This is a genomic window from Yersinia intermedia, from assembly GCF_900635455.1.
Classification (GTDB): Bacteria; Pseudomonadota; Gammaproteobacteria; order Enterobacterales; family Enterobacteriaceae; genus Yersinia; species Yersinia intermedia.
Window position 1 is genome coordinate 401,039 of sequence record NZ_LR134116.1, and the last position, 26,398, is coordinate 427,436.

Below are 26,398 nucleotides of genomic sequence, written 5' to 3' on the forward strand. Positions count from 1 at the left end.
AGGGTTCTGCACGGAGTGCCAAGATCTGGCTAATACCGATATGTAATAGGGAATATTATTACCTCTTAGAATCAGGCGATGCAGCAGTGTGAGCGGCATTTTTTTTCCTCATCACCGAACTTTCTGAACTCATCAGCTCCATTCATTTGCGGTCTACCTGCAACTCCAATTACTTTGTGTATATACTAGGCCGTTATATTTTCTATTCGATATTTTCCTATCGCAACAAAGGTAAAGAACACTCTTCATGGCCGCAAAAAAACCAACCAACAATATGACAGAGCCACGAGACCGCCAGATGGAAGGGCTGAAACTCCCGCCTCATTCGCTGGAGGCAGAGCAGTCCGTGTTGGGCGGTTTGATGCTGGATAATGAACGCTGGGATAACGTGTCAGAACGCGTTGCCAGCAATGACTTCTTCAGCCGCCCGCATCGCCGAATCTTTACTGAAATGCAGCGTTTGCTGGAAAACAGCAAACCGATCGACTTGATCACCTTGTCTGAGTCGCTAGAGCAAAAAGGCGATCTGGATTCGGTGGGGGGATTTGCCTATCTGGCAGAGTTATCGAAAAATACGCCAAGTGCGGCGAATATTGGTGCCTATGCTGATATCGTGCGCGAACGTGCGGTAGTACGTGAAATGATCTCGGTAGCCAACGAGATAGCTGACGCCGGTTATGATCCCCAAGGGCGTAGCAGTGAAGATCTGCTGGATCTGGCTGAATCAAAAGTGTTTCAGATAGCTGAAAGCCGCGCCAGTAAAGATGAAGGGCCGAAAAGTGTCGATCAGATCCTCGAAGCCACGGTCGCGCGAATTGAGCAGCTCTATCAGCGGCCCCATGATGGGGTGACCGGTGTTTCAACCGGCTTTACCGACCTCGATAAAAAAACCGCCGGATTGCAGAAATCAGATTTGATCATTGTCGCTGCGCGTCCATCAATGGGTAAAACCACTTTTGCGATGAACTTGTGTGAAAACGCAGCGATGATGCAGGAAAAACCGGTATTGATCTTCAGTTTGGAGATGCCCGGCGATCAGATCATGATGCGTATGCTGGCATCCCTGTCACATGTTGACCAGACCCGTATTCGTACCGGTCAACTCGATGATGAAGATTGGGCGCGTATTTCCAGCACCATGGGCATATTGATGGAAAAACGCAATATGTACATTGATGACTCATCTGGTCTGACGCCGACAGAAGTGCGCTCCCGCGCGCGGCGTATTTTCCGCGAACATGGTGGTTTGAGCCTGATTATGATCGACTACCTGCAATTGATGCGGGTGCCATCTCTTTCAGATAACCGAACGTTGGAAATCGCCGAGATTTCGCGCTCACTCAAAGCACTGGCGAAAGAGTTGCAAGTCCCGGTCGTGGCGTTATCACAGCTTAACCGTAGTTTGGAGCAACGCGCCGATAAACGGCCAGTTAACTCCGACTTACGTGAATCAGGCTCTATCGAACAAGATGCGGACTTAATCATGTTTATCTATCGTGACGAGGTTTATCACGAGAACAGTGATGAGAAAGGGATCGCGCAGATCATTTTGGGTAAACAACGTAATGGCCCGATCGGATCTGTCCGGCTGAAATTTAACGGCCAATGGTCGCGCTTTGATAACTATGCCGGTCCGCAGTACGACGACGAATAGTTTCCCCTTCGTCCTTGAAGCTACAGGGTTGTTAGCGGCGGTGACCCATGCGGCACCTCTCGCTTGCTGCTTTGCTGCAACTCCAATGACTCTGGGCATAACATCTATTAATTATTAAGGATAAGAAATGAAAGCGGCAACAGCAGTAATCGACCGCCGCGCTCTGCGACATAACTTGCAACAGGTACGGCGCATGGCGCCACAAAGCCGCCTGATTGCTGTTGTGAAAGCAAACGCTTATGGCCACGGGTTATTAGAAACAGCGCATACTTTGCAGGATGCCGATTGCTACGGCGTCGCGCGCATCGGTGAAGCTCTGATGCTACGTTCCGGCGGGATCGTAAAACCTATTCTGCTGCTGGAAGGGTTTTTTGCCGCAGAGGATTTGCCTATTCTGGTGGCTAACCGGATTGAAACCGCAGTACACAGTATTGAGCAATTAGAAGCGCTGGAAGCGGCGGATCTCCCGGCACCGATCAATGTTTGGATGAAACTCGATACCGGTATGCACCGTTTAGGTGTGCGCCCTGAGCAGGCCGACGCTTTCTACCAGCGCCTATGTGCTTGCCGCAACGTTATTCAGCCCGTCAATATTATGAGCCACTTCAGCCGTGCCGACGAGCCTGAAGTGGAGACCACCCATCAGCAACTTGCTTGCTTTGACGCCTTTGCTATTGGCAAACCGGGTAAACAGTCTATTGCTGCCTCTGGCGGTATTTTGCTGTGGCCGCAAGCGCATCGTGATTGGGTTCGCCCCGGTATCATACTGTATGGCGTTTCGCCGATGGATGAACCTTATGCCAGTCATTTTGATCTACTGCCAGCGATGGCATTAAAATCCAGCCTGATTGCTGTGCGTGAACATAAAGCCGGTGAGCCAGTGGGCTATGGCGGTACTTGGGTTAGTGAGCATGATACGCGCTTGGGTGTCGTGGCGATTGGTTACGGTGACGGTTATCCGCGCAGCGCACCATCGGGTACGCCGATGTGGGTCAATGGTCGCGAAGTATGCATTGTCGGGCGGGTATCAATGGACATGATTTCAGTTGATCTTGGGCCAAATAGCAGCGACAAAGTCGGTGATGAAGTGCTGTTGTGGGGGGCCGATTTACCGGTTGAGAAAATCGCGGCTTACACCGGTATCAGTGCCTATGAATTGATCACTAAGCTGACCTCCCGTGTAGCGATGGAATATCTGGGAGAATAAGGTAAGCTGCAAAGGGTATAAACAGTGATTATTTAATCCAGGAGAGCAGCACCGTGTTCCAGAATGTTGACGCCTATGCAGGTGACCCCATCCTTTCACTGATGGAAAGTTTTAAAGCCGACGACCGAGCACATAAAGTGAATTTGAGTATTGGGCTTTATTACAATGAGCAGGGTGAAATCCCGCAAATGCAGGCAGTGGATACCGCTGAAACCCAAATGAATGCTCAGCCACATGGGACACCGGTTTATTTGCCAATGGAAGGTTTGCAATCTTATCGTACTGCTATTCAGCAGCTACTATTTGGCAGCGATCACCCTATGCTGGCTCAGCAACGGGTGGCGACTATCCAAACTGTCGGTGGTTCCGGTGCATTGAAAGTGGGTGCTGATTTCCTTCATTCCTATTTCCCTGACTCTCAGGTGTGGGTCAGTGACCCTACGTGGGAAAACCATGTTGCTATCTTCAGTGGCGCAGGTTTTAAGGTGAATACCTACCCGTACTTTGATAATGACAAGCTGGGCGTAAAATTCGATCAAATGCTGGCAACGTTGCAGCAGTTACCGGCCAGAAGCATTGTGTTGCTCCATCCTTGCTGCCATAACCCAACCGGATCTGATCTGACGAATGCGCAGTGGGATCAGGTTATTGGCGTGGCTAAAGACAGGGATCTGATCCCGTTCCTGGATATTGCCTATCAGGGCTTTGGTGCTGGGTTGAATGAAGATGCTTATGCGATTCGAGCCATGGCGGCAGCGGAGTTGCCTTGTCTGGTCAGTAACTCCTTCTCTAAAATCTTCTCTCTGTATAACGAACGGGTCGGTGGCCTTTCTGTGGTATGTGAAAGTGAAGAAGCCGCTGGTCGCGTATTGGGGCAACTGAAAGCCACGGTGCGCCGTAACTATTCCAGCCCGCCAAACTTTGGCGCACAGGTTGTGTCAAAAGTACTGCATGACGGCGAGTTACGGGCGCAGTGGCAGGCTGAAGTGGAACAGATGCGTCTGCGTATTATTGAAATGCGCAGCACGTTGGTGAAAGCCTTAAAGGCAGCGCTACCTAATCGTAATTTTGACTACTTACTGCACCAGCGTGGCATGTTCAGCTATACCGGTTTTAGTGCTGCCCAAGTGGATCGTCTGCGTGACGAGTTTGGCGTATATCTGATTGCCAGTGGCAGGATGTGTATGGCAGGTGTCAACCACAGCAATGTTCAGTGGGTAGCTGCTGCGTTTGCGGCAGTACAGTAATTAGAGATCCGCGTTATCTGAGACGACGAACTTTTAAAGGTGCCGAACTGTTTAAGGCGGCAAATTGTTTAAGGCGATAGAAATATCGCCTTTTTGCTTTATTTTTTCCACCATCTTTCCGTTACTTATCCACATAACCTGTCTGGTTAGCCCTCCGCCAATGGCTGTAAATCGATTAAAGAATATACTAAGTAAGGTGGCAGACCCATGCCAAATGATCATTCATCGCTCACAGTAAATCTTCTGTCATAGGCGCAAGCTAATACTTCAGCATGCTGCTGTATCCGATGGAATGAATACCTATGAGGCCTTTCGCCAGATGGTGCAGGCCCATTACAGGAGATAACCCAATGAATAATTCAGCATTATTGGAATACTGCATGTCTAAACCGGGAGCTGAACAGAGTGATCATGAGGAATGGCAGGCCAATCAGATTAAAGTAGCTGATGTGATGTTTGCGATGGTGGGGGAAATTGGTGGGCGGCCCTCCATTTCGGTAAAAACCAGCCCTGAGCTGGCGGAGAGTCTGCGCGAGCAACATCCGGAGATCGTGCCGAGTGAACACTTGAATAAAGCGCACTGGAACACGGTGTTTCTGGATGGGCAATTACCGAATTCACAGTTTTACTCGTTAATTGACCGCTCTTATCAATTGGTATTGCAGGGGTTACCAGAGCATCGACGGCAGGAACTGGCTGTTTGATTCCCCTTTACTACTTGAAATCGCAGGACTATTAGCTACGTTCATTACCTGGCCCATCCTTGGGCCTCGCAATGTGAGGTTGCTGTTTGCCAACCTGCAACTCCAATGACTTTGGAGCTTGATAGATTATTTGATGCTTTACTTACGTTGCAGCATTGGCTTGAGGAAGCGAGCCGTATGTGACGCGGCACATTCTGCAACTGTCTCTGGCGTGCCGGAGACCAGAATCTCGCCACCGCCACTGCCGCCTTCCGGCCCCAGATCGACAATCCAATCAGCCGTCTTAATCACATCCAGATTGTGCTCAATGACTACAATGGTATTGCCCTGATCGCGCAATTGATGCAACACCGCCAGCAGTTGCTGAATATCAGCAAAATGCAGACCGGTAGTGGGTTCGTCTAGAATATAGAGCGTCTGACCGGTGCCGCGTTTTGATAATTCACGCGACAGTTTCACCCGTTGCGCTTCACCACCGGACAACGTAGTCGCAGATTGCCCCAGACAGATATAGGACAGGCCCACATCCATCAGTGTTTGCAGCTTACGCGCCAGTGCCGGAACCGCATCAAAGAACTCGCGAGCCTCTTCGATAGTCATCGCCAGCACTTCGTGGATACTTTTACCTTTGTATTTTACTTCCAGCGTTTCACGGTTATAACGCTTACCTTTACACTGGTCGCATGGCACATAGATATCGGGCAGGAAGTGCATTTCGACTTTAATTACCCCGTCGCCCTGACAGGCCTCACAACGGCCCCCTTTGACGTTAAAGCTGAAGCGGCCTGGCGTATAACCACGGGTGCGTGATTCTGGTACACCGGCAAATAGCTCGCGGATGGGGGTAAAGATACCGGTATAAGTCGCCGGGTTAGAGCGCGGCGTCCGCCCAATCGGGCTTTGGTCAATATCGATGACTTTATCGAAATGCTCCAAGCCTTGAATTTCACGGAATGGCGCAGGCTCGTTGCTGGTCGCGCCGTTCAACTGGCGCTGGGCGATGCAATATAAGGTATCGTTGATCAGCGTCGATTTACCTGAACCAGAAACCCCGGTAATACAACTAAACAACCCGACCGGCAGTGTCAGTGTGACATCTTTCAAGTTATTGCCGCTGGCACCAATCAGTTTTAACACTTTGGTTGGGTCACCCGGTACGCGTTGCGCTGGTATGGTGATTTCTCGTTTGCCGCTAAGGAACTGACCAGTCAGTGACTTCGGTTCAGCCATGATGTCTTCAACAGTCCCTTCGGCCACCACCTCACCACCATGCACACCCGCTCCGGGGCCAATATCAATCACATGATCGGCAGCGCGGATAGCGTCTTCATCATGTTCCACCACAATCACCGTGTTACCCAGATTGCGCAGATGAATCAGTGTTTCCAGCAGCCGTTCATTATCACGTTGGTGCAAGCCGATGGACGGTTCATCCAGTACATACATGACACCCACTAAACCGGCACCAATCTGGCTTGCTAAACGGATACGCTGCGCTTCACCACCAGACAGCGTTTCCGCTGAGCGGGATAGCGACAGATAATTCAGCCCGACGTTAACCAGGAACTTCAGCCGATCGCCAATCTCTTTCAGCACTTTCTCGGCAATTTGCGCCCGCTGACCACTCAGTTTCATGTTTTGGAAGAAGGTCAGCGCATGGCCGATGCTCAGTTCAGAAATCTCAGGCAGAGTGGTGTTTTCGACAAACACATAACGCGCTTCGCGGCGCAAGCGAGTGCCGTGGCATGAAGCACAGGAGCGATTGCTGATAAATTTGGCCAGTTCCTCACGTACCGCACTGGATTCCGTCTCTTTATAGCGACGTTCCATATTGTGCAGCACCCCTTCAAATGGGTGGCGGCGAACGGTGGTATCACCCCGATCGTTAATGTATTTGAATTCAATGGTATCTTTGCCAGAACCGTATAAAACGGCTTGCTGTATCGCGCTATCGAGTGAGTTAAATGGTGCTTCGATATCAAACTTATAATGATCTGCCAGTGAGCGCAGCATCTGGAAGTAATAGAAGTTGCGGCGATCCCAACCACGGATGGCACCACCCGCCAGCGATAGCTCTGGATTCTGTAATACACGGTCTGGATCAAAGAACTGTTGTACCCCTAAGCCGTCACAAGTTGGGCAGGCCCCCGCTGGGTTGTTAAAGGAGAACAGGCGTGGTTCCAACTCACTCATACTGTAGCCGCAAATCGGGCAGGCAAAGTTGGCGGAGAACAACAGCTCTTCAGCGTGTGGGTCATCCATATCGGCAACGACGGCAGTACCACCAGAAAGCTCCAGTGCTGTTTCAAATGACTCAGCCAGACGCTGAGCCAGATCTTCACGCACTTTGAAGCGATCGACCACCACTTCAATGGTATGTTTTTTTTGCAGTTCTAATTTTGGCGGATCAGACAGATCGCACACCTCGCCATCGATCCGCGCCCGGATATAGCCCTGCATAGCCAGACCTTCCAGTGTTTTGGTATGCTCGCCTTTGCGATCTTTTACCACCGGGGCCAGTAACATCAAGCGGCGGCCTTCCGGCTGGCTGATGACGTTATCCACCATCTGACTGACGGTTTGTGCTGCTAGCGTAACATCGTGATCTGGACAGCGTGGTTCACCAACACGGGCGAACAGCAAACGCAGATAGTCATGGATTTCAGTGATGGTACCCACAGTCGAACGCGGGTTATGCGAGGTTGATTTTTGCTCAATAGAGATTGCCGGCGACAGACCTTCAATATGGTCAACATCCGGTTTTTCCATCAGTGATAGAAATTGACGCGCATAGGCGGAGAGAGACTCAACATAACGGCGTTGCCCCTCGGCATACAAGGTATCAAAAGCCAGTGAGGATTTGCCTGAACCCGATAGACCGGTGACCACGATCAGTTTGTCACGCGGGATAATCAGGTTGATATTCTTAAGATTATGGGTGCGAGCGCCCCGAACTTCTATATTATCCATTCAAACACTTCCCGGATGTAAACTGAGCCTCTCCCGTGCCCTTTTTTACTCTTCGTACTTGAAGCCGCAGGGTTGTTGGCTGCGTTCACTCACCCTAATCACTTACTGGCTGTAAGCTCATAGGGACTCGCTCGCTTGCCGCCTACCTGCAACTCCAATTACTTTGAGTAATGTATAGACGCATTTTGCAACGTCAAAAAAGGACACAGCCAGTACGAAACGAATAATTATGACACAAAAAAGCCTGAATGGATATCCAGTATCCGAGTGCAATTAAGGCAGATGTCATGATAAAACTGCAACACATTTCGCAGTTATGATCTACTGTGCCGTTTAGCGGTTAGCGTGTTAAACTTACTCGTTTATACTGTACAAAATTTACTTCATCAGGAGAGTTCACATGGCCAGCAGAGGCGTAAACAAAGTGATTTTGGTCGGGAATTTGGGCCAAGACCCGGAAGTCCGCTACATGCCAAACGGCGGAGCTGTTGCCAATATCACCCTGGCCACTTCCGAAAGCTGGCGTGATAAAGCCACCGGCGAGCAGAAAGAAAAAACGGAATGGCACCGTGTAGTGTTATTCGGCAAATTGGCCGAAGTGGCGGGTGAATACCTGCGTAAAGGCTCTCAGGTCTATATTGAAGGCGCTCTACAGACCCGTAAGTGGACAGATCAGGCCGGTGTTGAGAAATACACCACTGAAGTTGTGGTTAATGTGGGCGGCACCATGCAAATGCTGGGTGGCCGTCAGGGCGGCGGTGCTCCGGCAGGTGGTGGTGCGCAACAAGACGGCGGTGCGCAAGGCGGTTGGGGTCAACCTCAGCAACCACAAGGTGGTAGCCAGTTCAGCGGCGGTCAGACTTCGCGTCCGGCCCAGTCTGCACCAGCAGCACAACCACAAGGCGGCAATGAGCCACCAATGGATTTCGATGACGATATCCCGTTCTGATTACGCTGTTTTTTTAAGCACAACAGTGCTGATTAGGAAAATAAAGCCCTGCCTTGGCGGGGCTTTTTGTTGCTGATACCCGCCATACTTGACGCTGTATGTGCGTTGGCTGTGTTCAATTACCCGAATCACTTACTGGTCTTGACCTTAAAAAAAATAAGTAAGCTCATCGGGATTATGATCCTCATCAGAGGCTCACCCTACGTACCAGCGCAAGCACTGTTCAACTGGTTTACAACTAATTGTCTCTCGCTTGCCGCTTTTCTGCCACTCGAATTATTTAGGGTAAATATAATTTAAGCATTCAAGGCATTGCCGCTATTTTATCACACTGTCGATGAAGACCTGTGAGGATACTTTCTGCTAAATCAGTTGGAAAATTAGCGGGAAGCTGGGCTTGTATTTGTGCTATTACCCTCGGGGTTGCGGTAATAACTTCATCAATAATACTATCAGCAAGATACGCTCCTAGCCCAACAAGCTCGGCCTGTTTTCGCCAATGGCGCCGCTGTATCTGGTTAATTAAATAGTGATTTTCACTCCCTCGAACGGCCATCGCTAACTTGGCTTTTTGTATCGCAATTTGATTATGACTTGAGCCGATAATCGGATGGGTCGATAGCACATCATAAAGTGGCGTGAGGTGGTAACTATTTCTGGGGAGATGAGCAATGCTGAAATTTTTTGCATGCCCATCGGTTGCTGCCAGTAACCAGAAAATAATCTGTGTTTTAAAGAAGAGGTTTCTGTCTTCACTGGCATTATCCGAACCACTTAAAATCCCCATGATAGTTGTAATACCAGGGCCGCCATCCATTTGGTATTTTTTCAAGGGTGAAGTCCCGGAGGCCTGACACATATCTTCCTGCGGTAATCTGACAATCCAACGATTGTCACGGGATAACCGCCGGTCAAAACGTTCAACAATCAGGGCTTTTTGATCTTCAAACTGGCCAATTTCACTACGGGCAACTGGCAAGTTATAACTTGCCAGAATTTTTGCACACAGCCATTCGTTTTCAACAGAAGTCCTCATATCAGCTTGCATATTGCCGACCAAGCCCAAAGGAAGTTTGAAAATATGGGTTGTGGGAGTGCTGCCTAACGGGAGACACCACCGGTCATCGTGAAACAACAGCGCTGTTTTTTCTTGTGCCCCCGCGATAGATAATCTGAGATCTTCATTGTGTTCAGGGCGCACAAATGTATTGTCAGACCATGAGTTTCGTAGGATACGAGCCACATCGTGCTCAGTTAGTGGCTGTTGTTGAATTGAGAATAGATCGGCAGGGGGGGTATCATTTGCCAGCAATTGTATTGCGCCGACACAATCTCTCCCTAATTCAAAGAGTAGATCGAAAGGGTTGATGCTGTCAGCGTGATATCTGGTTGCCAGACGCCGCCGGATATCATCGCTATCGGGTAATAAGTTATCAAAATAGTCCCGGACAATATTGCCTCTATAAACCTGATTATTTGCAGTAAAAGGTAATGACAATGACAGTGGGCGGCCTTGCGCGTTCTCTATCCATTCTTGAGCATAAACCAGTGATTCTTCGCCTCGGGTTTTTTCCCAATAGCCAACATACTGACCGTTCATCCAGATATTGAGCCGTTGAATGCGGCGAGTCATATTACCAATCCTCTTGTTTTGACGGCAAATTTAGCGTCTGACTTTCTTCTGGCTGGTGGGTTTTACTTGAATACAGCCTGACGTTTTTTTTCTCACTGAGGATGAGTTCTACGTCTAAAAGTTGTAATACTTTAAAAAGCCGTTCAATACTGGCCGATGCAGGATCTGCCTCCAATTTTGCATAGGATTGCTGGGTGATACCTAACAGTTGTGCCAGGCTGGCCTGAGTTAGCCCTTTCTGCTTACGAAAGCCAATCAAGGTAGGGCGTAATTGACTCAAAATTTTAATGGGATAGTCCATCAAGACCCCTTAGCAGCGAATTGTGCGTTATAGCATAATACAGCATATAAGCTGTAATTCCGCAATACAACTTATGGGTTGTAAAATACAAATACACACTGTAGGTTAGTAAACACTAAATACAGCCTTCAAGGTGTTATTTGTCATTACAGCCTAAAGGCTGTTTTTTACGATAATATTAGAATAATGAAGCGCTATTGGACACTCGACTATAATAATTTATTGTGCAGTTGTAACTTTCCCGGTCACCTATACATATGGAGCTTGGTCATGGTCACGGTTCACCATCTGAATAATTCACGTTCACAGCGTATTTTGTGGATGTTGGAGGAACTGCAAGTTCCCTATGAATTGAAGCGCTATCAGCGCGATCCGGGCAGCCTTCTGGCACCGCCAGAGTTAAAAAAGATCCATCCATTAGGAAAATCACCGGTGATTACTGACGGTGATCTCACTTTGGCAGAATCGGGTGCCATTATTGAGTATTTACAGGAAACCTATGATGCCCAAGGGTTATTTAAACCCACCGGTCACTATGATCGTCAGCAGTTCCGTTACTGGATGCATTATGCAGAAGGTTCATTGATGCCATTGCTGGTGATGAAACTTATCTTTAGCCGATTGGGTGGGCCGCCTGTACCGTGGATTATTCGCCCAGTTGCCAAAGCACTGGGTGATGGCGTGCAAAAAAGTTATCTGAATAAGCAAATAGCGACTCACCGCGATTATCTGGAACAGCATTTGACGAATAATCAGTGGTTTGCTGGCAGTGATTTCAGCGCGGCAGATATTCAGATGAGTTTTCCTATCGAGGCAATCAACACCCGTGGTGGTCTTGAGGGGTTCCCGAAACTGCAAGATTTCTTAGTGCGCATTCATCAGCGCCCAGCTTACCAACAAGCGATTGAGAAGGGGGGTGCCTACAAACTGGAAAGCTGATAACCGGCTGTTCGGTGTCGTTGCCACGCGAAGCAAACGAGTGTGAGGCTACTCACACTTTTGTTTTACGCCAGATTAATGCTCCCCGACAAATTAATGTAAAAAAATGCAATAAATGTCGCTATCTGGTGTTGATTAGTCGCTGCCAATAGCTAGATAATCGTTTGCCTTCCAATACGCTTATTGCGGGGGGATTCTTTCCTTCGATTTTTTTTCAGTCATGCGTGCTTCCAGCTAATCGTTTGCTATTTTCTCCACCATGAAGATGTTGGAGGCGTTGCCGAGTTAATCGGCAAAAACGGAAACGATTACGTAGGGAAGAGCGCCTGACTTGCTGACTACTTTAAAATGACACACAGGGGACATAACCATGTCTAGCACCAATCCTCAAACGAACCGGGCAGTAAAGCCAAAAGGTTCGCTTGATGCATTTTTCAAGCTTAGTGAACGTGGCAGTAATGTACGCCAGGAAGTGTTGGCCGGTCTGACAACCTTTCTTGCCATGGTCTACTCGGTAATTGTTGTGCCAAGCATGCTCGGCAAAGCAGGTTTCCCACCAACGGCGGTGTTTGTCGCAACCTGTCTGGTTGCAGGCCTTGGTTCTTTGTTGATGGGGTTGTGGGCAAACTTACCGATGGCGATTGGTTGCGCCATATCACTGACAGCGTTTACGGCATTCAGCTTGGTGCTGGGGCAACACATCAGTATTCCTGTGGCATTGGGCGCGGTATTCCTGATGGGGGTACTGTTTACTATTATCTCTGTGACTGGGATTCGCTCGTGGATATTGCGTAATCTGCCGATGGGCGTGGCACATGGTACCGGTATCGGTATCGGCTTGTTCCTGTTACTGATTGCAGCAAACGGTGTCGGCCTGGTTATCAAAAACCCGATTGAAGGTTTACCGGTTGCACTGGGTGCATTTACCTCTTTCCCGGTCATGATGACCTTACTCGGGCTGGCGGTGATTTTCGGTCTGGAAAAACTGCGGGTGCCAGGTGGTATTCTGCTGGTGATTATCGCCATCTCGGTTATCGGCCTGATTTTTGATCCGGGTGTGACCTATCAAGGGCTGTTTGCGATGCCAAGTCTGGCGGATGCTAACGGTAACTCATTGATTTTCAGTCTTGATATTATGGGCGCATTGAAACCTGTGGTGCTGCCAAGTGTGTTGGCATTGGTGATGACCGCCGTATTTGATGCCACCGGGACTATCCGCGCGGTAGCGGGTCAGGCTAATTTGCTGGATAAAGACGGCCAGATCATCAGCGGTGGTAAAGCCCTGACATCTGACTCCGTCAGCAGCATCTTTGCTGGTTTGGTGGGCGCTGCGCCTGCTGCGGTTTATATCGAATCTGCTGCTGGTACTGCCGCAGGCGGTAAAACTGGTTTGACCGCCACCGTAGTGGGTATTTTGTTCCTGCTGATTCTGTTCCTCTCACCACTGTCCTATTTGGTTCCGGCTTATGCGACGGCTCCGGCTCTGATGTATGTAGGTTTGCTGATGTTGAGCAACGTATCCAAACTGGATTTCGAAGACTTTGTTGATGCGATGTCTGGCCTGCTTTGTGCCGTGTTTATCGTGCTGACCTGTAATATCGTCACCGGTATTATGTTGGGCTTCAGCTCGCTGGTCATTGGCCGTATCTGTTCCGGCGAATGGCGTAAACTGAATGTGGGTACCGTGATTATCGCCATCGCGTTGGTGGCATTCTATGCGGGTGGCTGGGCAATCTAAGCGATGAGTTTTTGCTGGCATCGGGGTGGTGTTGTCCTCGATGCCGCTGCGGTTTTTAATAACCCTATTTTCTTTGTTTTTTCCTGCCATCCTTTACAGGTTTTTTCCCCGTTTTACAAAAAAGTGATCTACTATCAAAAGCTAAACTCCGGCCCTGTTTACGGGCGGGTGAGGTTAAATCTTATATTGAGTTGTGTTGAGTTGAGTCTAAGGAAAGCATGGAAATCTTTTTTACAATCCTCATCCTGATTCTGGTGGTATCGCTTTCCGGCGTTGTCACCCGGATGTTGCCGTTTCAAATCCCCCTTCCTCTGATGCAGATTGTCTGTGGTGCCTTGTTGGCCTTTCCCCACTTTGGTTTGCATGTCGATTTTGACCCGGAATTATTCCTGGTGCTGTTTATTCCGCCGCTGCTCTTTGCCGATGGTTGGAAAACACCGACAAGGGAGTTTATTCACCATGGGCGGGAGATATTTGGTCTGGCACTGGCATTGGTGCTGGTCACCGTTGTGGGTATCGGCTATCTGATTTACTGGATGGTGCCGGGTATTCCGCTGGTGGCCGCTTTTGCACTGGCTGCGGTATTGTCGCCAACCGATGCCGTGGCGTTATCCGGTATTGTGGGGAAAGGGCGCATACCTAAATCGATTATGGGCGTATTGGAAGGGGAGGCGTTGATGAATGATGCCTCTGGTCTGGTAGCGCTAAAATTTGCCATTGCGGTTGCGATGGGGACGATGGTCTTTACCGTGTCCGGTGCCACGCTTGAGTTCCTGAAAGTGGCGATTGGGGGGCTGCTGGCCGGTGTGGCGGTGACCTGGCTATACAGTAAGTCACTGCGCCTAATGAGCCGCTGGAGTGGAGATGATCCGGCAACACAAATCGTCTTACTGCTGCTGTTGCCGTTCGCCTCTTATCTGATTGCCGAGCATATTGGTGTCTCCGGCATTTTGGCTGCCGTGGCGGCAGGGATGACCATCAGTCAGTCCGGTGTTATCCGTAATGCGCCATTGACGATGCGGTTACGTGCTGACAGCGTGTGGTCGATGCTGGAATTTGTGTTTAACGGCATGGTGTTTATCCTCTTGGGGCTGCAATTACCGGGGATTCTGGAAACATCAATCGTACAGGCTGAACTGGACCCAACCATTCAAACCTGGAATCTATTCGCAGATGTTGCCATCATTTATGGCGCATTGCTGGTACTGCGCTTTAGCTGGCTGTGGTCGATGAGAAAAATCAGTAAACGCATCCTGACCAAACGGCCACTGGAGTTTGGCAATTACACCACCCGCGAGCTGTGGGTGGCGTCGTTCGCGGGTGTACGGGGAGCGATTACTCTTGCGGGTGTTCTCTCTATTCCGTTATTCCTTAGCGACGGTTCGGCCTTCCCATCCCGTTACCAATTGGTGTTTATCGCCACTGGCGTGATTCTGCTATCGGTTATTGTTGGGGTAATTGCCTTGCCGCCATTACTACGCGGTGTGGTGATGGCAGATAAAAGTGCCAGCCGTGAAGAAGTGCGCTTCGCCCGGGCGGCGACAGCCGAGGTGGCAATTGTTAGCCTGAATAAGATGGAAGAGCGGTTGGCTGCCAGCAGCGAGGAGAATATTGACCCGGAGTTGCTGAAAGAGATCAGTTCGCGGGTTATCGGGACATTGCGGCGGCGTACCGGCAGTAAGGATGAAATTGAGAATACCTTGCTGGTTGAAAATCTGGAGCGGCGTTTTCGTTTAACCGCACTACGGGCCGAGCGCGGGGAGCTGTATCACCTGCGTGCGACGCAGAAAATCAGCAATGAAACCCTACAAAAACTGCTACACGATTTGGATTTGCTGGAAGCGTTACTGATCGAAAAAGAGGGTTAATACTTTTTAATCCGGCTGCCGTTCGGTGGCCGGTTTATCTAGCGTAATCAACTTTGCGGCCAAAATTCACGGCAGCGGGCTATCCATGCTTGCGCGCTATGAGAAAGGTAGCTACCTTGCCGCCAAATCAAACCAAGTTGCCACGGCATCAGTGGCTCCAACGGTAACCATAAGAGTGCTTTTTTATCCAGCCGCTGACAGATCGGTTCCGGCAAGATGGCAATACCGATATTGGCCTGCACCATTGCCGCCAGAAAATCCCATTGGCCGCTGCGAACGGCAATTTTGGGAATAAACCCGCCAGCAGTGAAAGCATCCATTAATTGACGGTAGAGTGCGAAATCCTCGTTATAAATCAGGATCGATTGGTCCGCCAGTTCAGGAATACTGACCGTGGTACGATTAAGCCAGAATGCAGTCCGGGGTACCACTACACAGAGAGGGTGGCTGAACAATGGCAGTGTAGTCAGCGGTAAATCTTCATCGGCTGGCAGGGCGGTCAGAGCCAGATCCAGTTCGCCCGACAACACAGCCTGTTGAACCGTTAAACCGCCAAATTCTGCAATTTGTAGCTCAACGCCGGGGTAATTTTGGCGAAATTCGCTGATAAGCACTGCCATTTGCGTGCCAACCATGGGCGGAATACCTAAACGCAACTTGCCCTTTTTTAACGAACCGATGTCTTCCAGCTCTGCTTCCAGTTGTTGGAACTGGTCTAGAATTGCCAGACCGCGCTGATAAACAGCCTGACCGCTATCCGTCAAATGCAAGCGGCGGCCCTCACGAATCAACAACGTGCATTCAAGCTCGTTCTCCAGATTACGCAGCATCTTACTCATAGTGGGCTGAGTGACAAAAAGCTTCTCTGCCGCACGGGTAAAGCTCTGTTGGCGCACCACTTCGATAAAATACCGCAGTGTCCGAATATCCATCAGTTGTCCTGTCTGTAAACAAGGCTTAGGTGAGATAACACAGTATGCCATTTAGGCATGATTATGATGATTTTAATTCATTTTTTGCAAGATGAGCGGCGGCCTATACTGAGCACTGTCAAAATTTGCTGCCGGAGTTCTCCATGTTGTTGGCGTTACGTAGTTTCGCGCCGTCTGTTTTGATGCGTTTGCAGGTGCCGGTTCAAGTGGCGCTGTACGCCGGATTGTTTTTAATCTCCGATCAGTTGGTTAGCCTATTCCATCTGCCATTACCGGCTAACATCGTCGGCATGCTACTGCTGTTGGCAATGATAATGTTACGTATTTTGCCAGTGCGTTGGGTTCAGGCTGGTTCACGTTGGTTACTGGCTGAAATGCTGCTGTTTTTTGTTCCGGCGGTGGTGGCAGTCGTCAATTATGCACAGTTGATTATGGTGGATGGTTGGAAGATTTTTGCCGTTATTGCAGTTAGTACCACGTTGACACTCGCTGCCACCGGATTGGTTGTTGATCGCGTGTACCGTTTTGAGGTGTGGCTACAACGCCGCAAATCTAACCACCATGAATGATTTTATCATCAGCATCGCCTGTTTTCTGGCGACACTGGCACTCTATTTTGCTAACAAAAAACTTTATCGCCGTCGTCGCTCATTATTGCTGATGCCCCTGCTGTTGACCCCGTTGGTGCTGGTGTTACTGTTGGTGGTCACCCATATCTCTTATGAGGATTATATTGGTGAAACCCATTGGCTACTGTGGCTACTCGGGCCTGCGACCATCGCTTTTGCCGTACCGGTCTATGAGAATTTGTCGATCATCTGCCGCCACTGGTTATCGCTCACCGCCGGGGTGATTACTGCTGTTAGTGTGGCGGTCGTCAGTTCGGTGTGGTTGGCAAAGTTATTAACCCTGTCAGAAGAAGTACAACGTAGTTTGGCGGTGCGTTCGATTACAACGCCTTTTGCACTGGAAGCCGCTAAACAATTGGGTGGACAGCCGGATTTAGTGGCACTGTTTGTGGTGATTACTGGCGTATTCGGTATGGCGGTAGGGGATTTACTGTTCCTGCGCCTTTCGGTACGCAGTGGGCTGGCAAAAGGTGCAGGTCTTGGAGCGTCGTCCCATGGGGCTGGTACCGCTAAAGCTTACGAAATAGGGCAACAAGAGGGCGTAGTATCCAGTTTGGTAATGATGTTGGCCGGTATTATTACGGTTATTGGTGCACCGCTGATTGGTCATTTATTGTGGTAGTTATTTGCGATAAGGCAAAAAAAGGGTGAGGACACCCTCACCCACAAGTACACAATGTAAAACCCAACGTAATGAATTAGTTAGTGAATAACCTGCGCCAGGAACGCCTGAGTGCGTTCTGATTTCGGGTTAGAGAAGAATTCGGCAGGTGGCGCTTGTTCCACGATCTCCCCACGGTCCATAAAAATAACGCGATCGGCAACGGTACGGGCAAAACCCATCTCGTGGGTTACACACAACATGGTCATACCTTCATTTGCCAGGCTAATCATGGTATCCAGCACTTCTTTTACCATCTCAGGGTCCAGCGCCGAGGTGGGTTCATCAAATAGCATGATTTTGGGTTTCATACACAGCGAACGGGCGATTGCTACCCGCTGCTGCTGGCCGCCGGAAAGTTGGCCGGGGAGCTTATGGGCGTGCTCTGCAATCCGCACCCGTTCCAGATAATGCATTGCCAATTCATCAGCCTCTTTCTTTGGCATTTTACGCACCCAACTTGGTGCCAGCGTGCAGTTTTGCATTACCGTTAGGTGTGGGAACAGATTGAAGTGTTGGAACACCATGCCGACCTCGGTACGCACCCGTTCAATGTTGCGCAAGTCATCGTTAAGTTCGATGCCATCCACCATGATTTTCCCCTGCTGATGCTCTTCCAGATGGTTGATGCAGCGGATAGTGGTGGATTTACCTGAGCCGGAAGGGCCGCAAAGTACGATGCGTTCGCCGGGGCGCACATGTAAATTGATATCTTTCAATACGTGGAACTGCCCGTACCACTTATTGACGTTTTCCAGCGTAATCATCATCTTATCGCCTGGGGTTGGCTGATTGTCGCTCATGTTAGGCCTCAATGTGTGGAACGTCCGGTGTGAAAGCGCTTTTCCAGATGCTGGCTGTAGCGCGACATGCTGAAACAGAAAATCCAATAGACAGCGGCGGCGAAAACATAGCCTTCGGTCGACATCCCCAACCAGGCAGGGTCGACGGTGGCTTGCTGCACGCTGCTGAACAAATCAAACAGACCAATGATGATCACCAGACTGGTATCTTTAAACAGGGCGATAATGGTGTTTACCAATCCGGGGATCACCATTTTCAGAGCTTGTGGCAAAATAACCAGCCCTTGGGTTTTCCAATAGCCCAGCCCCAATGACTCGGCGGCTTCAGTCTGGCCTCTGGGCAAGGCTTGTAACCCGCCGCGCACCACTTCTGCCACATAGGCCGATTGGAACAACACCACCCCGACCAAGGCACGGATCAGTTTGTCGATGCTGGTGCCTTCGGTCATAAACAGAGGCAGCATCACCGAGGACATAAACAGCACGGTGATTAGCGGCACCCCGCGCCAGAACTCGATAAATACCACTGACAGAATGCGCACCACTGGCATACTCGAACGGCGGGCCAGCGCTAATAAAATCCCCAGCGGTAGCGCACCGGCAATACCTACCGCGGCAATGATCAGCGTTAGTGTCAGGCCGCCCCACTGGCGGGTTTCAACCCGGGTTAACCCGAGGAAACCGCCATATAACATCAACCACACCAGCAGTGGGTACGCCACCATCCACACCGCCAGATAGCGACCACGGCGTGGCATCGCGCGCCAGAATAATGGAATAAGTGTCAACAATCCGATGAGCAAGGTGGTGTTGATGCGCCAGCGCTGCTCGATGGGATAAAGGCCATACATAAATTGGCCAAAGCGCGCATGAATAAACACCCAGCAGGCACCTTCACGGGTACAATCAGTGCGCGATGTACCTAGCCAGTTGGCGTTAAAAATCGTCCAATTCAGTAATGGTGGGATCAATTGCCACATCAACCATAGGCACAGCAGCGTCAGCAGGCTGTTAGTCCAACTGGAAAACAAATTCTTTTTCGCCCAAAACACCATCCGGCTTAACGGGTTGCCCGGCTGTACTGTGCTGGGTGGTTCACGGGTTAATGTCATCGTCATTCGCTTCCCTTAGCGCTCTACCAGCGCGATCCGCCGGTTGTAGAGATTCATTAAAAATGAAATGGATAGGCTGATAACCAAATAGACTGACATGGTAATGGCGATGGTTTCTATCGCCTGACCGGTCTGGTTCAGCACTGTGCCGGCAAACAGCGACACCATATCTGGATAGCCGATAGCGGCCGCCAGTGAGGAGTTTTTGACGATGTTCAAGTATTGGCTGGTGAGCGGCGGAATGATGACCCGTAGCGCCTGTGGCAGAATAACCTGGCGCAAGGTGACGGTGTTGGGCAGCGCCAGTGAACGGGCTGCTTCATGCTGACCATAGGGCACGGACTGAATGCCTGAACGAATGACCTCGGCAATAAAAGTTGAGGTATAAACCGACAGTGCCAAGGTCAAGGCCGCCAATTCAGGGATAAGAACCAGGCCACCTTTAAAGTTAAAGCCGCGTAACTGTGGTAGATCCCAGTGCAGCGCCGAGCCATACAGTAAATGGGCCACTGCGGGTAAGGCTATCAAGAGTAGTAAGCCAATAGGCCAGGTGCGATGAAATTGACCGGTATGTAACTGACGGAAATGGTTATAGCGATACAGCGCCAAAGTGATAATAACGGCCAGTAGCACAGCGAGTAGGGCGGGTATAAAACCGGCAGCAAACTCCGGTGATGGCAGATACAAGCCACGGTTGCTGAGAAAAGCCACACCGAAGGCATCCAGACTCTGTCGTGGCCCCGGTAGATTGCGTAATACCGCGAAATACCAGAAGAAGATTTGCAGCAAGGGTGGGATATTACGAAATGTCTCGATATAGATAGTGGACAGTTTGCGTAACAGCCAGTTATCAGATAAACGCGCCAGCCCAAGGCAGAACCCAAGGATCGACGCAAAGAAAATACACAATACTGATACCAGCAAGGTATTGAGTAATCCGACCAAAAATACCCGGCCGTAGGTATCACCTTGCTCATAGTCGATAAGATGCTGAACAATACCAAAACCGGCGCTGTTATTCAGGAAAGCAAAGCCGGAGGTGATGCCCCTGGTCGATAGGTTGGTAATGGTGTTATGGAAAAGGTAGGCACCGCATCCGATCAGTATCAATAGCGCAATAATTTGATACAACCAGGCGCGTACCGCTGGATTGGTCAGCGAAAAGGCACCTTTGACGGTTGGGCGTTGTGACATAGTGTGGGCCTCGGTCTGGATAATACATCCGGCAGGGCAGGCCTGCCGGAGAGGTAATCAGTAATCAGCGAACCGGAGGCGCGTACTGGAGACCGCCATTGTTCCACAGCGCATTCTGGCCGCGTTTTATTTTCAGTTCACTGCCCAAACCGACGTTACGGTCGAAGCTTTCGCCGTAGTTACCCACTTGTTTCACGATTTTCACTACCCAATCGTTAGGTACTTTTAGATCTTTACCGTAGTTGCCTTCCTGACCTAACAGGTGTGCCATATCTGGTGTGGTGGGTTTTGCTGCCAGTGCTTCGACGTTTTTCGACGTCACACCCATCTCTTCAGCATTTAACATGGCAAACAGTGTCCAGCGGACAATGGCAAACCAGTCTTCATCGCCACGGCGCACTACCGGCCCCAGCGGCTCTTTAGAGATAACTTCCGGTAATACGATAAACTCGTCTGGTTTACCTAACTTGATACGCAGTGCGTACAGTTGTGATTGGTCAGAGGCCAATGTGTCGCAACGGCCGGAATCCAGCGCCTTGGCACTTTCATCAGAGCGGTCGAAGGTAACTGGGGTGTATTGCATTTTATTGGCTTTAAAGTAGTCAGCGACGTTCAACTCAGTGTCAGTACCGGCCTGAATACACACTGTTGCCCCGTCCAGCTCTTTGGCACTTTTTAGCCCCGCTTTATTGTGGGTCAGGAAGCCGATACCGTCATAGTAGTTCACACCGGTAAATAACATCCCCATGCCAGCATCACGGGATGAAGTCCAGGTAGTGTTACGCGACAAAATATCTACTTCACCCGATTGCAGGGCAGTAAAACGCTCTTTTGCAGTCAGCGGGGTGTATTTTACTTTCTCTGCATCACCAAACACGGCAGCAGCAACGCCACGGCAGACATCGACATCAAGGCCGGAGAACTTGCCGCTGGCATCTGCATAGGAGAAGCCGGGCAGCCCATCACTGATACCACATTGCACAAACCCTTTTTTCTTCACCGCATCCAAAGTAGTGCCCGCGTGGGCCTGACCCGCTAATGCCACTAACGAGGCGGCAGCAACCAGCGTTGAAATCATTATTTTCTTCATGAAAGCGTCCTGTGAGGCAAAGTCGAGCCTATTTTAATTTTGTAGCGCACCAGTGATGCACCGTCGCTGTCTGTTGGCGTGTAGCCAGTTTGGTATTAGCAAATGGGATGCCAGAATTGCATTTCATTGATGATATGAGTAATTACTTAGCGTTAACTCTTTGTAGGTAATTTCTGGCCGGGTAAGGTGCACTTAAATGGCGCATTTAATGGCTGATTGGCACTTTTTAGTGCAGAAAATTCTTATATACAGCGATGAACGAGAGATAGGGGTAATTGAACCAGGCTGAGGTATACATTTCGTCAATGTAATAACATAAAAAGCGGCATAAACAGGTGAAATTCGGATTTTTTAAATCGCTGATCCGTTATCTAATCCTCTTGGGAGTGTTTTAACGTAAACACATTAGAGAGAAGGATAGGGATTATGCCTCGTTATTTAACCGCCCTGATGTGCGGGTTACCATTGCTGTTTACCGCCAGTTGTCTGGCACAAGTGGATGTTGAAACTGCAAAATGCAGTGATACTGATTTTACTCAGGTTCTGTCTTGTTACAGAGAAAAGCTGGCCGCAGAACCCCTTATCTATAATTTGCTCAGTCAGGAAAATCTGCCGGGGTTGGAGTGGCGTCGTTACCAACTGACCTCGCAGAATTGGTCACCGGAGAGCTTAGTCTCCCCTGCTGCATGGCAGCATGAAGTGGAGATCTTTATCCCCGAAAATAGCACGTCCACCAAGGCGCTGGTGGTCATCAATAATGGTATCAACTATGGTACTGAAACCATTCCCCCCTCTGGCCCTGGCGACTTTGCTATCGAGACATTGCAAAATATTGCCCGGTCGACAGACACGGTGGTAATTGCCATTAGCACCATTCCCAATCAGTACCTTGAATATCAACAAGATGGGAATCCACGTAAGGAGGATTATAGTGTTGCGCGTAGTTGGACGTTATTTATCGATGCCCCTGAAGCCCGTTCAACCTTACCGCTACATGTCCCGATGGTGGCGGCGATTTCTCAGGCGATGACCATGGCGCAACAAGCCTTGCCGGAAAAAGCCATAGACAGTTTTATTGTCACCGGTTTATCCAAACGTGGCTGGACCAGTTGGCTGACGGCAATTGCGGATTCTCGTGTGGAGGCTATTGTGCCTTTTGTGATTGATCTGCTGGATACCCGCGCCGCATTGGAACATATGTATCAATCTTATGGCGGCAACTGGCCTATTGCCTTCACCCCCTACTATCAGGAAGAGATTGATAAAAAACTGAATACCCCCGGCTTTGCCAAATTGATGCAGATTATGGATCCCCTACAGTATCTGGCGAGCGAGTATCAACCCCGGCTCAGTATTGCGAAATACATTATTAATGCCAGTGGTGACGATTTCTACGTGCCCGATAATACCGATTTTTATTATGACAAATTACCCGGTGATAAAACGTTGCGGGTTGCACCTAATTCCAGTCATTCAGGTATTAAAGCATTTAGTGAACAGTCGTTGATCACCGTTGTTAACCGCTTACGGCAAGCCACACCGATACCGCAGTTGAATACCACCATAGCAATGAAAGATAAGGTCCAGACCATCACGGTTAGTCTGTCAGAGACGCCAGAAAAAGTGCTGCTATGGACTGCAGCTAACCCCGATGCTCGCGATTTCCGCTATGCGTGCGACGTGAGATACACCGCATTTCCGTTGGCGGTGACCCCTAATAATACCCTTGAAGTTGCACTTAACACGCCGGCCATCGGTTGGCAGGCGACCTTTATCGAGGCCACATTCAGTGATGGTTTCGTGGCAACTACGCCGGTTTATATCTCACCGCAAGAGAGTTATCCCACTACAGCCCCTCCTGACGGCGGGCCTGCATGCAAAACGTTGCCAGGGCGCGCGCTTATCACACCAGATGATGCGAGGGCGATAGATGATCCCGATGAAGCTGAAGCGCAGTTATAGCTACGCGATATTGCGTGGATTTTAGCTAATAAAAAACCCGGCATAGGCCGGGTTGTTATGACAGAAGCTGCTATTACAGATCCTGTTATATTGATGCTTAATACAGCGACGGCGCGCCATCGGGGCGGGTTTTAAAGCGGCGGTGTAGCCACAGATATTGCTCAGGTGCGCGCATGATCTCTTTTTCGATCACTTTGTTCATATAGCTGGCGGCCGCTATCTCATCATCAAGCGGATAGTCTTCTAATGCTGGCTGGATCAGCAAGTCATAGCCGCTACCATCTGTTTTACGCAGTAAAACCAACGGTAGCAGTGCTGGTTTGGCTAGCCGGGCCAACATAAAGGTGCCGCTGGTGGTAGCCGCCTGATTGACGGCGAACAGTGGTGCAAACACACTGCCGCGTGGGCCGTAATCCTGATCCGGTGCAAACCACACTGCTTCACCTTTTTTCAATGCTTGCACCATGCCACGCAGATCTTTACGGTCCAGCATGGCCTTATTCGAACGCATACGGCCCCAAGTCTGCACCAGTTCCATCACTTTATTATTGTGTGGGCGATACATCGCCATCATTGGCTGACATTGCCCCATTACGCGGCCGCCGAGTTCCAGCGACATAAAATGGACACCAATCACCAGTACGCCGCGCTGCCCTTGCTGCGCTTTTTTCAGGTTATCCAGACCGGTGACGGTAAACCAGCGCTTAATGCGAGCATCGGGCCAAAACCAGGCCATACCGGTTTCCATCAACCCCATGCCTAAGGATTCAAAATTACCGACGATAGTCTGTTCGAGAGCCTGCTTATCCATATCAGGGAAACAAAGTTCCAGATTGCGCCGGGCGATAGATACTCGCCGTTTCAGGAAGCGCATTGAGGTACGCCCCAACCAAATTCCTAACTTGTTTAACAGCGGGTAGGGCAGTTGGACTAACAGAAACAAGACGCCCAGGCCAAACCAGGTCAGCCAGTAGCGTGGGTGAAGCAATGAAATATGGAATTTTTGCGGCTTTATCATAATAACTCTATCGTTATGCGTAAGTGCGGGCTTGTAACGCATATGGATGTAACTCGATAGCGATACATTTCTTCAGACACCGATGGTCCACTATCGTTTTGGTGTATACGATAATTGACATAATTTTTACATTAAAAGCGGGTTCGCGTAGGGAATGGTCATGAAGGCAGGCTATCTATAAGCGATGTGTGCTTTCAGAGGATTATACCATATTCACGATAAATGAAAGAAAAAGATCAACGTCAGATGTGCTGGCGGAATTATCACGATATAAACTGCGTTACAGTTCGACATATCGCAGAAAATGGTGCCTTAGAATCGAGGGGCAATGAGTCAACTGACTGGAAAATGGGAGGCTGATCCCAATTTCGATTAATTATTGTTAACGCTGCTCTATTTGTGGGTTATCGACGTGCCACAGAAGGGAGTATAAATTCAATTTGTGTTTTTAATGTTATTAATTTGATTTTTATTTGTATTTATTACCTTTGTATTTGATCGCATTTATTCTTTCTTATATTTAATTAACCAATTATTAACATAATAAATCATTGAATTTTACCTTTTTGGGCTTTCATCACAATTCACTCTGGCTCGTCGCGCAGCCTATTGTGTTCCTTTGTTAATCTCATGTGTGTGAAAAGCAGTCACATGAAAATAAAACAGTCACGGTGTCACACTACGGGCTTCTCACCTCGCAACCAACCCGTTATCTGAAAGAAAACAAGAAGGTATTGCTATGAAACTTAATCTCGCATTACTGAATGCATGTGTCGTTTCTGCATGCATGCTGTTCACCACGCAAACGATGGCAGAGAAAAAATATGAAATTGCTGTTGTCGCGAAAGTTACCGGTATTCCTTGGTTTACCCGCATGGAAGTTGGCGTAAATGAAGCAGCAAAAAAACTGGATGTTAATGCTTACCAGGTTGGGCCTGCCACGCCTGATCCAGCGCAACAAGTTAAAGTCATTGAAGACCTTATTGCCAAAAATGTGGATGCCATCATTGTGGTGCCGAACGATGCCAAAGTGCTGGAACCCGTACTGAAAAAAGCGCAAGAGAAAGGCATTGTGGTGTTAACCCATGAATCTCCTGATCAACGTATCGGGCAGTGGGATGTTGAGACCATCGATAGCGAAAAATACGCTCAGGCCAACATGGACGAACTGGCAAAAGCCATGGGTGGCAAAGGGGGTTATGCGATTTATGTGGGTTCCCTGACTGTGCCATTGCATAACGCTTGGGCAGATTACGCTATCAAATACCAGAAAGAAAAATACCCCGATATGTTCGAAGTCACTCCACGCCTGCCAGTGGCTGAGAACATTGATAAGTCTTACTCCACCACTCTGGATCTGATGAAAACCTATCCGAAAATGAAAGGGATCATTGGTTTTGGTTCACTGGGACCAATTGGTGCCGGTCAGGCTGTGGCGAAGAAACGCGCGAAAGATCAAATCGCGGTAGTGGGCATCGCTATGCCTGCACAGGCAGCGCCATACCTGATGCGTGGTGATATCAAAAAAGCCCTGTTGTGGGATCCAAAAGACGCCGGTTTTGCTGTAGTACAGATTGCAGATCAATTACTGAAAGGCCAAAAAATCACGCCAGACTTGACCATCGAAGGCTTGGGTAAAGCCGATGTGGATAGCGAGAAAGGAGTGATCCGTTTTAACAAGATCCTTGAAGTCACTAAAGATAATGCGAAAACATTAGGTTTCTGATTTTCAGACGCCACACCAGGGAATTACCGGCTAACTAGCCGTGCTTGGCAGTAAATCAGGC

General features: G+C 49.4%; 21 protein-coding genes. 12 read left to right on the forward strand and 9 right to left on the reverse strand.

The window, feature by feature from the left end:
• Window positions 1–247 precede the first annotated feature (247 nt).
• The 4 genes from dnaB (at window position 248) to EL015_RS01845 (ending at window position 4,812) form a co-directional block, all read left to right on the forward strand.
• Entirely contained in the window at window positions 248–1,654 is a 1,407-nt protein-coding gene (gene dnaB, locus EL015_RS01830; RefSeq protein ID WP_005191462.1) for a replicative DNA helicase, read from the forward strand.
• A 127-nt stretch (window positions 1,655–1,781) separates the two neighbouring features.
• Window positions 1,782–2,861: an alanine racemase gene (alr, locus tag EL015_RS01835; protein ID WP_005191461.1), complete on the forward strand. Its 1,080-nt coding sequence runs from the start codon at window positions 1,782–1,784 to the stop codon at window positions 2,859–2,861.
• A gap of 53 nt (window positions 2,862–2,914) precedes the next feature.
• Window positions 2,915–4,108 carry an amino acid aminotransferase gene (locus EL015_RS01840; RefSeq protein WP_005191460.1) on the forward strand — a complete coding sequence of 398 codons (1,194 nt, stop codon included), beginning with the start codon at window positions 2,915–2,917 and terminating at the stop codon, window positions 4,106–4,108.
• Window positions 4,109–4,458: 350 nt separating this feature from the next.
• Window positions 4,459–4,812, forward strand: coding sequence for an MmcQ/YjbR family DNA-binding protein (locus EL015_RS01845; protein WP_032907677.1), 354 nt, complete (start codon window positions 4,459–4,461; stop codon window positions 4,810–4,812).
• 138 nt (window positions 4,813–4,950) lie between these two features.
• On the opposite strand, the gene uvrA is transcribed toward EL015_RS01845, so the two are convergent.
• Window positions 4,951–7,782, reverse strand: a complete 2,832-nt coding sequence (gene uvrA / locus EL015_RS01850) for an excinuclease ABC subunit UvrA (protein ID WP_005191457.1) — start codon at window positions 7,780–7,782, stop codon at window positions 4,951–4,953.
• Window positions 7,783–8,182: 400 nt separating this feature from the next.
• Here uvrA and ssb1 point away from each other — a divergent pair, with 400 nt between their 5' ends.
• Window positions 8,183–8,731, forward strand: coding sequence for a single-stranded DNA-binding protein SSB1 (gene ssb1 / locus EL015_RS01855; protein WP_005191456.1), 549 nt, complete (start codon window positions 8,183–8,185; stop codon window positions 8,729–8,731).
• Window positions 8,732–9,035: 304 nt separating this feature from the next.
• Here ssb1 and EL015_RS01860 read toward each other — a convergent pair whose 3' ends face one another.
• Both EL015_RS01860 and EL015_RS01865 read right to left on the reverse strand, forming a co-directional pair.
• Window positions 9,036–10,364, reverse strand: a complete 1,329-nt coding sequence (locus EL015_RS01860; protein ID WP_005191450.1) for a type II toxin-antitoxin system HipA family toxin — start codon at window positions 10,362–10,364, stop codon at window positions 9,036–9,038.
• A 1-nt stretch (window position 10,365) separates the two neighbouring features.
• On the reverse strand, window positions 10,366–10,665 hold the full coding sequence (locus tag EL015_RS01865) for a helix-turn-helix transcriptional regulator (protein ID WP_005191449.1): 300 nt from the start codon (window positions 10,663–10,665) through the stop codon (window positions 10,366–10,368).
• A 270-nt stretch (window positions 10,666–10,935) separates the two neighbouring features.
• Between EL015_RS01865 and EL015_RS01870 the strand changes: the two genes are divergently transcribed.
• From EL015_RS01870 to EL015_RS01880, 3 genes are all read left to right on the forward strand, one after another.
• Entirely contained in the window at window positions 10,936–11,604 is a 669-nt protein-coding gene (locus EL015_RS01870; RefSeq protein ID WP_005191448.1) for a glutathione S-transferase family protein, read from the forward strand.
• A gap of 370 nt (window positions 11,605–11,974) precedes the next feature.
• Window positions 11,975–13,342: an NCS2 family permease gene (locus EL015_RS01875; protein ID WP_005191447.1), complete on the forward strand. Its 1,368-nt coding sequence runs from the start codon at window positions 11,975–11,977 to the stop codon at window positions 13,340–13,342.
• Window positions 13,343–13,560: 218 nt separating this feature from the next.
• Window positions 13,561–15,210 (forward strand): Na+/H+ antiporter, encoded by a 1,650-nt coding sequence (locus EL015_RS01880; protein ID WP_005191446.1) that lies wholly within the window; start codon window positions 13,561–13,563, stop codon window positions 15,208–15,210.
• A gap of 47 nt (window positions 15,211–15,257) precedes the next feature.
• Here the strand turns inward: EL015_RS01880 and EL015_RS01885 are convergent, their stop codons facing one another.
• Window positions 15,258–16,142, reverse strand: coding sequence for a LysR family transcriptional regulator (locus EL015_RS01885; RefSeq protein ID WP_032907674.1), 885 nt, complete (start codon window positions 16,140–16,142; stop codon window positions 15,258–15,260).
• A 143-nt stretch (window positions 16,143–16,285) separates the two neighbouring features.
• Between EL015_RS01885 and EL015_RS01890 the strand changes: the two genes are divergently transcribed.
• Window positions 16,286–16,711: a CidA/LrgA family protein gene (locus EL015_RS01890; protein ID WP_032907671.1), complete on the forward strand. Its 426-nt coding sequence runs from the start codon at window positions 16,286–16,288 to the stop codon at window positions 16,709–16,711.
• On the forward strand, window positions 16,704–17,393 hold the full coding sequence (locus tag EL015_RS01895) for an LrgB family protein (protein ID WP_032907668.1): 690 nt from the start codon (window positions 16,704–16,706) through the stop codon (window positions 17,391–17,393). The genes EL015_RS01890 and EL015_RS01895 overlap by 8 nt, the downstream gene beginning before the upstream one ends.
• Window positions 17,394–17,473: 80 nt before the next feature.
• Here EL015_RS01895 and EL015_RS01900 read toward each other — a convergent pair whose 3' ends face one another.
• From EL015_RS01900 to EL015_RS01915, 4 genes are all read right to left on the reverse strand, one after another.
• Window positions 17,474–18,235, reverse strand: a complete 762-nt coding sequence (locus tag EL015_RS01900; protein WP_005191437.1) for an amino acid ABC transporter ATP-binding protein — start codon at window positions 18,233–18,235, stop codon at window positions 17,474–17,476.
• An 8-nt stretch (window positions 18,236–18,243) separates the two neighbouring features.
• Complete coding sequence (locus tag EL015_RS01905; protein ID WP_032907682.1) at window positions 18,244–19,347, reverse strand: amino acid ABC transporter permease; 1,104 nt, start codon at window positions 19,345–19,347, stop codon at window positions 18,244–18,246.
• Window positions 19,348–19,362: 15 nt separating this feature from the next.
• Window positions 19,363–20,541 (reverse strand): amino acid ABC transporter permease, encoded by a 1,179-nt coding sequence (locus EL015_RS01910; RefSeq protein WP_005191434.1) that lies wholly within the window; start codon window positions 20,539–20,541, stop codon window positions 19,363–19,365.
• 64 nt (window positions 20,542–20,605) lie between these two features.
• Complete coding sequence (locus EL015_RS01915) at window positions 20,606–21,631, reverse strand: amino acid ABC transporter substrate-binding protein (protein WP_005191430.1); 1,026 nt, start codon at window positions 21,629–21,631, stop codon at window positions 20,606–20,608.
• A gap of 426 nt (window positions 21,632–22,057) precedes the next feature.
• Between EL015_RS01915 and EL015_RS01920 the strand changes: the two genes are divergently transcribed.
• Window positions 22,058–23,593 (forward strand): PhoPQ-activated pathogenicity-related family protein, encoded by a 1,536-nt coding sequence (locus tag EL015_RS01920; protein ID WP_005191425.1) that lies wholly within the window; start codon window positions 22,058–22,060, stop codon window positions 23,591–23,593.
• A 97-nt stretch (window positions 23,594–23,690) separates the two neighbouring features.
• Here the strand turns inward: EL015_RS01920 and lpxP are convergent, their stop codons facing one another.
• Window positions 23,691–24,611 carry a kdo(2)-lipid IV(A) palmitoleoyltransferase gene (gene lpxP / locus EL015_RS01925; protein WP_005191423.1) on the reverse strand — a complete coding sequence of 307 codons (921 nt, stop codon included), beginning with the start codon at window positions 24,609–24,611 and terminating at the stop codon, window positions 23,691–23,693.
• A 739-nt stretch (window positions 24,612–25,350) separates the two neighbouring features.
• Between lpxP and EL015_RS01930 the strand changes: the two genes are divergently transcribed.
• Window positions 25,351–26,337 carry an autoinducer 2 ABC transporter substrate-binding protein gene (locus EL015_RS01930; RefSeq protein ID WP_005191421.1) on the forward strand — a complete coding sequence of 329 codons (987 nt, stop codon included), beginning with the start codon at window positions 25,351–25,353 and terminating at the stop codon, window positions 26,335–26,337.
• Window positions 26,338–26,398 lie beyond the last annotated feature (61 nt).

Bases quoted from the DNA above. Each gene is read 5' to 3' on its own strand.
- EL015_RS01865 (WP_005191449.1), bottom strand. From the start codon at position 10,665: ATGGACTATCCCATTAAAATTTTGAGTCAATTACGCCCTACCTTGATT.
- uvrA (WP_005191457.1), bottom strand. From the start codon at position 7,782: ATGGATAATATAGAAGTTCGGGGCGCTCGCACCCATAATCTTAAGAAT.
- EL015_RS01870 (WP_005191448.1), top strand. From the start codon at position 10,936: ATGGTCACGGTTCACCATCTGAATAATTCACGTTCACAGCGTATTTTG.
- alr (WP_005191461.1), top strand. From the start codon at position 1,782: ATGAAAGCGGCAACAGCAGTAATCGACCGCCGCGCTCTGCGACATAAC.
- EL015_RS01915 (WP_005191430.1), bottom strand. From the start codon at position 21,631: ATGAAGAAAATAATGATTTCAACGCTGGTTGCTGCCGCCTCGTTAGTG.
- EL015_RS01860 (WP_005191450.1), bottom strand. From the start codon at position 10,364: ATGACTCGCCGCATTCAACGGCTCAATATCTGGATGAACGGTCAGTAT.
- lpxP (WP_005191423.1), bottom strand. From the start codon at position 24,611: ATGATAAAGCCGCAAAAATTCCATATTTCATTGCTTCACCCACGCTAC.
- EL015_RS01885 (WP_032907674.1), bottom strand. From the start codon at position 16,142: ATGGATATTCGGACACTGCGGTATTTTATCGAAGTGGTGCGCCAACAG.
- EL015_RS01900 (WP_005191437.1), bottom strand. From the start codon at position 18,235: ATGAGCGACAATCAGCCAACCCCAGGCGATAAGATGATGATTACGCTG.
- EL015_RS01920 (WP_005191425.1), top strand. From the start codon at position 22,058: ATGCCTCGTTATTTAACCGCCCTGATGTGCGGGTTACCATTGCTGTTT.
- EL015_RS01890 (WP_032907671.1), top strand. From the start codon at position 16,286: ATGTTGTTGGCGTTACGTAGTTTCGCGCCGTCTGTTTTGATGCGTTTG.
- ssb1 (WP_005191456.1), top strand. From the start codon at position 8,183: ATGGCCAGCAGAGGCGTAAACAAAGTGATTTTGGTCGGGAATTTGGGC.
- EL015_RS01895 (WP_032907668.1), top strand. From the start codon at position 16,704: ATGAATGATTTTATCATCAGCATCGCCTGTTTTCTGGCGACACTGGCA.
- EL015_RS01875 (WP_005191447.1), top strand. From the start codon at position 11,975: ATGTCTAGCACCAATCCTCAAACGAACCGGGCAGTAAAGCCAAAAGGT.
- EL015_RS01905 (WP_032907682.1), bottom strand. From the start codon at position 19,347: ATGACATTAACCCGTGAACCACCCAGCACAGTACAGCCGGGCAACCCG.
- EL015_RS01845 (WP_032907677.1), top strand. From the start codon at position 4,459: ATGAATAATTCAGCATTATTGGAATACTGCATGTCTAAACCGGGAGCT.
- EL015_RS01880 (WP_005191446.1), top strand. From the start codon at position 13,561: ATGGAAATCTTTTTTACAATCCTCATCCTGATTCTGGTGGTATCGCTT.
- EL015_RS01930 (WP_005191421.1), top strand. From the start codon at position 25,351: ATGAAACTTAATCTCGCATTACTGAATGCATGTGTCGTTTCTGCATGC.
- EL015_RS01910 (WP_005191434.1), bottom strand. From the start codon at position 20,541: ATGTCACAACGCCCAACCGTCAAAGGTGCCTTTTCGCTGACCAATCCA.
- dnaB (WP_005191462.1), top strand. From the start codon at position 248: ATGGCCGCAAAAAAACCAACCAACAATATGACAGAGCCACGAGACCGC.